This is a genomic window from Streptomyces sp. URMC 124, from assembly GCF_051386455.1.
In the GTDB taxonomy this organism is placed as follows: domain Bacteria; phylum Actinomycetota; class Actinomycetes; order Streptomycetales; family Streptomycetaceae; genus Streptomyces.
In genome coordinates, this window is the sequence record NZ_JBPQTS010000046.1 from 38,124 (window position 1) to 44,123 (window position 6,000).

General features: G+C 72.7%; 6 protein-coding genes. 5 read left to right on the forward strand and 1 reads right to left on the reverse strand.

The genetic code is table 11. The features are described 5' to 3' along the window. Window positions 1-21: 21 nt before the first annotated feature. The 5 genes from ACSNOG_RS12795 to ACSNOG_RS12815 all read left to right on the forward strand — a co-directional run bounded on the left by ACSNOG_RS12795 (window position 22) and on the right by ACSNOG_RS12815 (window position 4,319). Window positions 22-567, forward strand: coding sequence for a GNAT family N-acetyltransferase (locus ACSNOG_RS12795; RefSeq protein WP_436752733.1), 546 nt, complete (start codon window positions 22-24; stop codon window positions 565-567). Next, the gene (locus ACSNOG_RS12800; protein WP_436752734.1) at window positions 564-1,277 is read left to right on the forward strand and encodes a TenA family transcriptional regulator; all 714 of its coding nucleotides are present in this window, start codon (window positions 564-566) and stop codon (window positions 1,275-1,277) included. Before ACSNOG_RS12795 ends, ACSNOG_RS12800 begins: the two co-directional genes overlap by 4 nt. Continuing rightward, on the forward strand, window positions 1,274-2,551 hold the full coding sequence (locus ACSNOG_RS12805) for an MFS transporter (protein WP_436752735.1): 1,278 nt from the start codon (window positions 1,274-1,276) through the stop codon (window positions 2,549-2,551). The genes ACSNOG_RS12800 and ACSNOG_RS12805 overlap by 4 nt, the downstream gene beginning before the upstream one ends. Next, entirely contained in the window at window positions 2,548-3,726 is a 1,179-nt protein-coding gene (locus ACSNOG_RS12810) for a M20 metallopeptidase family protein (protein ID WP_436752736.1), read from the forward strand. The genes ACSNOG_RS12805 and ACSNOG_RS12810 overlap by 4 nt, the downstream gene beginning before the upstream one ends. A gap of 182 nt (window positions 3,727-3,908) precedes the next feature. After that, window positions 3,909-4,319, forward strand: a complete 411-nt coding sequence (locus ACSNOG_RS12815; protein WP_436752737.1) for a (2Fe-2S) ferredoxin domain-containing protein — start codon at window positions 3,909-3,911, stop codon at window positions 4,317-4,319. A gap of 31 nt (window positions 4,320-4,350) precedes the next feature. Here the strand turns inward: ACSNOG_RS12815 and ACSNOG_RS12820 are convergent, their stop codons facing one another. Beyond that, window positions 4,351-5,883, reverse strand: a complete 1,533-nt coding sequence (locus tag ACSNOG_RS12820; protein ID WP_436752740.1) for an APC family permease — start codon at window positions 5,881-5,883, stop codon at window positions 4,351-4,353. Window positions 5,884-6,000: the final 117 nt, after the last annotated feature.

The following is a 6,000-nucleotide window of genomic DNA, read 5'->3' on the forward strand; positions in this document are numbered from 1 at the left end:
CCTCCCGAGGAGCAGGAGCACGTGTACAGCTACCAGTGGATCGAGACCGCCGAGGACCTGCCCGGGGACGTACCCGGGCTGGTCTCCGAGGTCTCCCGGACGGACCCGTTCATCGGCCTGCCACCGGACCCCGCGGGCGACCAGGTGCAGCAGCTGGTGACCACGCTCACCGCCGGCCTGGGCTCCGGGCGCAAGCACCTCCTCGTCATCCGCACCGAGTCCGGCGCATCGGTCGGGTGCGTGGCCATGACCCGGCCGGCCACCGCGAACCAGCGCCACATCGCGGAGCTGACGACCGGGGCCGTCCACCCCGAGCACCGGGGCCGCGGCATCGTCCCGGCGGCGCTCTGCGAAATAGCCCGCCGCGCCGAGGAAGTCGGCATCGAACTGCTCCGCCTGGACGTCCGCGAGGGCATCCCCGCGGAAAAGGTGTGGCGGCGCTTCGGCTTCGCCGAGTACGGGCGCCTGCCCGACTACGGCCGCGTCGACGGCGAGAGCTACGCCGGCGTCTATCTCGCCCAGCGGGTTGCCCAGTTGAAGGAACAATTCTCCCACCAGGAGGCATGACCATGCTCGACCGCAAGGAATTCCGCGACAAGCTCTACCAGATCCTCGACGAGAACACCTCCGTCGCCCACCCGCTGGTGATGGAGCTCGTCAAGCCCAAGGCGAACTGGGACCTGCTGCACGCGACCACGCTGCAGGGCTACCAGCTCACCAAGAACTTCCTCACCTACATCGAGCACCTCTTCTTCTACTGCCCGCTGCCCAAGCACAAGAAGGCGCTGCTGGTGAACATGTACGAGGAGGAGACGGGCCGGCTCTCGGGCACCAAGAACCACGTCCGGCTGATGGAGGACTTCATACGGGCCATCCGCATCGACGACGAGACCCGCGACGCCGCCGTCGCCTACCCGCAGACCCAGGAGCTCATCGACTACCGGATGGAGCTCTGCAAGGACCCCTCCCGGTACCACCTGGGTGCGGCGGCCGTCATGGTGGCCAGCGAGGGCCAGAACCTGGAGGACACCGCGGGGCAGAACCGCCACACGCTGCTCGGCAAGGTCTACGGGGTCACGGAGCAGGACACCCTGTTCTTCTCCGTGCACGCCAAGGAGGACGTCGGTCACGTGCGCGAGGGCGTGGCGCTCGTCGTCGACCTGTGCAAGGACTCCGCCATGCAGCAGGAGGCCCTCGAGGTCGTCGAGCACACCTGCAAGCTCTTCCAGGGCATGTACGAAGGCGTGGCCGAGCGCCACCTGACGGGGGCCGTGTGACCAGCCGGTCCGAGGCGGGGGCGAGGTCCTTTCCGAAGGGCCTCGTCCTCGCCGCTTCCCTGGGCTTCGTCGTCTGCCTGCTCGGCTCGGCGCTCAAGAACACCGTGCAGGTCTACTTCGAGCCGATGGCCGAGACCTTCGGGCAGCACCGGGGCTCGTTCGCCCTCGCCACCACGGTCTTCGCGGTCACGTACGCGTTCGCCGCGCCGCTGACCGGCATGCTGGCCGACCGCATCGGCCCGGCGCGCGTGCTCATGACCGGCACCTGCCTGGCCGGCGTCTCCCTGCTGCTGTGCGCCAACCTCTCGGCGTTCCCGGCTTTCGTGGCCGTCTACGGCGTGCTCGTGTCGTTCGCGTACACGATGCTGTCCTACGTGCCGATCGGCGTGCTCGTCGACCGGCTCTTCAGCGACGGCAAGAAGGGCTTCTTCTACGCCCTGCTGACCAACGGCACCGCGGCGGGCTTCATGCTGCTGGTGCCGCTGTGGACGTGGCTGGGCCACCACACGGACTGGCAGTACGTGCTGGACGGCCTCGGCGTCCTGCTGCTCGTGGTCATCGCGCCGCTGACGGTGCTGCTCGCCCGGCGCATGCCGGCCCGCGCCCCGGCTGCCCGCGCGGCCACCGCCCCGGGCGGGTTCGGCGCCCGCTGGCGGATGGTCGTGGGCTCCTCGGTGCTGTGGCGGCTCGCCGGCGCCTTCTTCGCCTGCGGGGCGACGATGGCGTTCATCGACGTGCACATGCTCACCTACCTGTCCGACATGCACGTGGACTCGGGCGTCAGCTCGCTCAGCCTCGTGCTGCTGGGCATCTGCGAGATCATCGGTTCGCTCATCGCGGGCCGGCTGTGCGACCGCGGCTTCATCAAGCGGGTCCTCGTCGGCGGTTACGCGCTGCGCGCGATCTCGATGTTCCTGATCGCCGTCCACCCCAACGCGACGCTGGTGCTCGTCTTCGGCGTGCTGTTCGGCGCGAGCTACCTGGTGACCGTGGTCGCCACGTCCGTGTGGGTGCTGCGCGTCTTCCCCGTCGAGGTCAAGGGCGTCGTGATGGGCCTGATCTGGACGGCCCACCAGATCGGCGCGGCCCTCAGCAGCCAGCTGGGCGGCATGATCTTCGACCGGGAGCACTCCTACGTCCCGCTGATCATCACGTCCGGCTGCGTCGCGGTGTTCGCCATGCTGCTCGTCGCCACTCTTCCCTCCCCGGGCGAGCCGCCCGCCACCACCCCGGCCGTCCCCCCGGCCGCCGATCCCGTCGAGGAGGCCGCATGACCGCCGCCGGCACCGCCGAGGCCCTCGCGGACCACGTCGTCCGGGTGCGCCGCACCCTGCACGCCGAACCGGAGACCGGTCTGGACAACCCCCGCACGCGGGAGCTGATCCTGGCCGAACTGGCCGGCATCGGCGGCCTGGAGGTTCGCTCGGGAACCCGTGGGACCTCGGTCGTCGCCCGTCTGAGCACCGGCCGGCCGGGCGGCCGGGTGGTGCTGCGGGCCGACACCGACGCCCTGCCGGTCACGGAGAACAGCGGCGAGGAGTTCGCCAGCCGCACGCCGGGCGTCGCCCACAGCTGCGGGCACGACGCGCACGTCGCCATGCTGCTCGGCGCGGCCCGGCTGCTGGCCGGGCGCCGCGAAGAGCTGCGCGGCGAGGTGCTGTTCGTCTTCCAGCCCGGCGAGGAGGGCCACGACGGCGCCCTCGCGGTGCTGGAGGACGAGGCGTTCGCGGACCTGCTGGGTCCCGGCGGGGCCGACGCCGCCTTCGCGATCCACGTCACGCCCAACCTGCCCTCGGGCGTGGTCGCGGCACGGGCGGGCACCCTCATGGCGTCCGCCGACGGGTTCCGCGCCGAGGTCGGCGGCCGGGGCGGGCACGCGGCGATGCCCGCGCTCGCGGTCAACCCCGTGCCCCCGCTGGCCGATCTGGCCGGCCGGCTCTCGGCCCTGACCGCGCAGGGCGAGGACCCCGTCCTGACCGTCACCTCGCTGCAGGCCGGGGCCACGCACAACGTGATCCCGGACAGCGGCCGGCTGCTGTTCACCCTGCGCTGCCTGGACGAGGACACGCGCGCCAAGACGCTCGACCGCGTACGGGCGGAGGTGGCCGCGACCGGTGGCGGCACGACGACCGAGCTGTCCTCGATCGTCGCCTACCCGTGCACGGTGAACGACGCGGACGCCGTCGCCACCGCGCGGACGGCGGCGTCCGGGGTGCCCGGGCTGGCCTGGGTCGACCTGCCCGCCCCGGTGATGGCCTCGGAGGACTTCTCCTACTTCCTCCAGCGCTGGCCCGGCTGCATGGTGCTGCTGGGCGCCTGCCCGCCCGGCGAGCCGGACCCGATGCGGGCTCCCGGCTGCCACACCCCCGAAATGCGGCTGGACGAAAGCGTCCTGGCCCGCGGCGCCGAGCTGCACGCGGCGGTGGCCGCGGCGGTCTGCAACCGCTGAACCCCCGCACGCGAAGGCGGCGCCGGCCCGGGTCGGCGCCGCCTTCGCGTGCTTCCGCGGGGCCCCGGGGAGAGGCCTGCGCAGATGCTTACGGAGATGCATGCGGGGGATGCCTACGGACAGGGGGAGACGTCCCGCACAGACACCCCTTCCGCCGGCCGGCCCTGCGTATCATCTGGCTGATGATCACCAATCAGCCCCGCCGCCCGCGGCCCGCGACCGCCGCCGCCCCCTGCCGCGTCACCGTCTGCCGCGGCTGCTGCTGCGGCGATCCGCGGAAGGTGCCGGGCGTCGACCACGCCGGGCAGATCCCGCGGTTGCGGCAGGCCCTGGGCGACGCCGCCCAGGTGCGGGCCTCCGAGTGCCTGGACGTGTGCGACCAGGCGAACGTGGTGGTCGTGCAGCCGTCGGCGGCGGGACGGGCGGCCGGCGGGCGGCCCGTGTGGCTCGGGCTCGTCAACGACGACGACGTGCTCGCCGACATAGCAGCCTGGATACGGGCCGGCGGGCCGGGGCTGGCGGAGCCGCCCGGGGTACTGGACCTCTACGCGTTCACGGTGTCGCGGCGGGTGGGCAAGGGCGTGGAGGCGTAGGCCCGCGGGCCCGCCCCTCCCCGCACCGTGGTCAGTTCGCGTCCGGTCCGGCCGCCGAGGCCGCCTTCTCCAGCTGGAACGCCTCGTTGCCCAGGCCGATGGTGCCGTGCACTCCCGGGCGCAGGTACTTGAGGACGATGCCGTAGCCGATGCCGGCGACGACGGCCACGCCGATCGTGCCGGGCAGGATCCAGCGCAGGGGCGATCCGGGGTCCGCGCCGAGCAGGACGTCGAAGTCCTTGACCGCGTACACGGCGATGACGAGCAGGGCGGCCCCGGCGACGCCGGAGGCGATCAGGCGCGGCGCCTGGGTGCGCGCGGCGCCGCGCCGGACGAAGAAGGCGATGACGGCGGCGGACGCGGCCGCCATCAGCACGATGACGCCGAGGGCGCCGACGTTGCCGCTCCAGGTGAACAGGCGCAGGACGGGCGCGGTGGGGTCGCCGTGGGGGCGGCCGTCGGTCACCGCGAAGAGCAGCACGGCGATCAGCGACACCCCGCTCTGCAGCAGGGATCCATAAGCCGGGGCGCCGCTCGCCCGGGAGGTGCGGCCGACGGCGGCGGGCAGCAGGCCCTCGCGGCCCATGGCGAAGGCGTAGCGGGCGACGACGTTGTGGAAGCTGAGCATCGCGGCGAACATGCCGGTGACGTAGAAGACGTGCATGACGTCGGTGAAGGTGCCGCCGAGGCGGTCCTCGGTGAGGGAGAAGAGCAGGTTCGGGCCCTGCTCCCGGGCGAGGCCGACGATGTGGTCCGGGCCGGCGGCGACGCTGAGGGCCCAGGAGCTCAGGGCGAAGAAGAGCGCGACGAAGCCGACGGCGAGGAAGGTGACGCGGGCGACGACGACGTTCGGCCGGCTGGTCTCCTCGGCGTAGACGGCGGCCTGTTCGAAGCCGACGAAGGCGGCGATGGTGAAGCAGAGGGCGGTGCCGAGGCCGCCCCCGCCGAGGGTGGCGGGGTCGAAGGCGTGCAGGGACAGGCCCTGCGGGCCCGGGTCGGCGACGCCCGCGATGTCGAAGGCGACGACCATCACGCACTCGATGAGCAGCAGGACGCCGAGGACCTTCGCGCTGAGGTCTATCTTCAGCCAGCCGAGGACGCCGACGACGAGGACGGCGGCGAGGGCGGGCACCCACCAGGCGACGGCGAGGCCGAGGTGCGCGTCGAGCAGGCCGGAGAGTTCGAAGCCGAAGATGCCGTAGATGCCGAACTGCATGGGGCTGTAGGCGACGAGGGCGACGACGGAGGCGGCGGCGCCGGCGGTGCCGCCGAGGCCGCGGGCGATGTAGGCGTAGAAGGCGCCGGCGTTGTGGACGTGGCGGCTCATCTCGGCGTAGCCGAAGCTGAAGAGGGTCAGCACCACGCCGAGGATGACGAAGAGCAGGGGCTGGCCGACGATGGCCATCGTGCCGTAGGTGGTGGGCATGACGCCCGCCGTCACCATCAGGGGCGCGCTGGCGGCGACGACCGACAGGAGCAGACCCGCGAGGCCTATGCGGTCGGCGCGCAGGCGTCTGTCCTGCCCCTTGAACGTGCTGATCTCGCTCGTCGTGCCCGTCGTCATGGCGGGGTGGTCCTTCCCATGGGTGAGCGGGGGGTGATCGTGGGGGTGGCCGAGGGCGGCGCGGCGCCGCGCGGCCGGGGGCGTCAGGCCGAGCCGAGGGCGGCGCGGCGCGGGGGC

What these genes read in the sequence shown, in the direction of transcription:
- ACSNOG_RS12820 (WP_436752740.1), bottom strand. Translation starts at nt 5,883, where the DNA reads ATGACGACGGGCACGACGAGCGAGATCAGCACGTTCAAGGGGCAGGAC.
- ACSNOG_RS12800 (WP_436752734.1), top strand. Translation starts at nt 564, where the DNA reads ATGACCATGCTCGACCGCAAGGAATTCCGCGACAAGCTCTACCAGATC.
- ACSNOG_RS12810 (WP_436752736.1), top strand. Translation starts at nt 2,548, where the DNA reads ATGACCGCCGCCGGCACCGCCGAGGCCCTCGCGGACCACGTCGTCCGG.
- ACSNOG_RS12815 (WP_436752737.1), top strand. Translation starts at nt 3,909, where the DNA reads ATGATCACCAATCAGCCCCGCCGCCCGCGGCCCGCGACCGCCGCCGCC.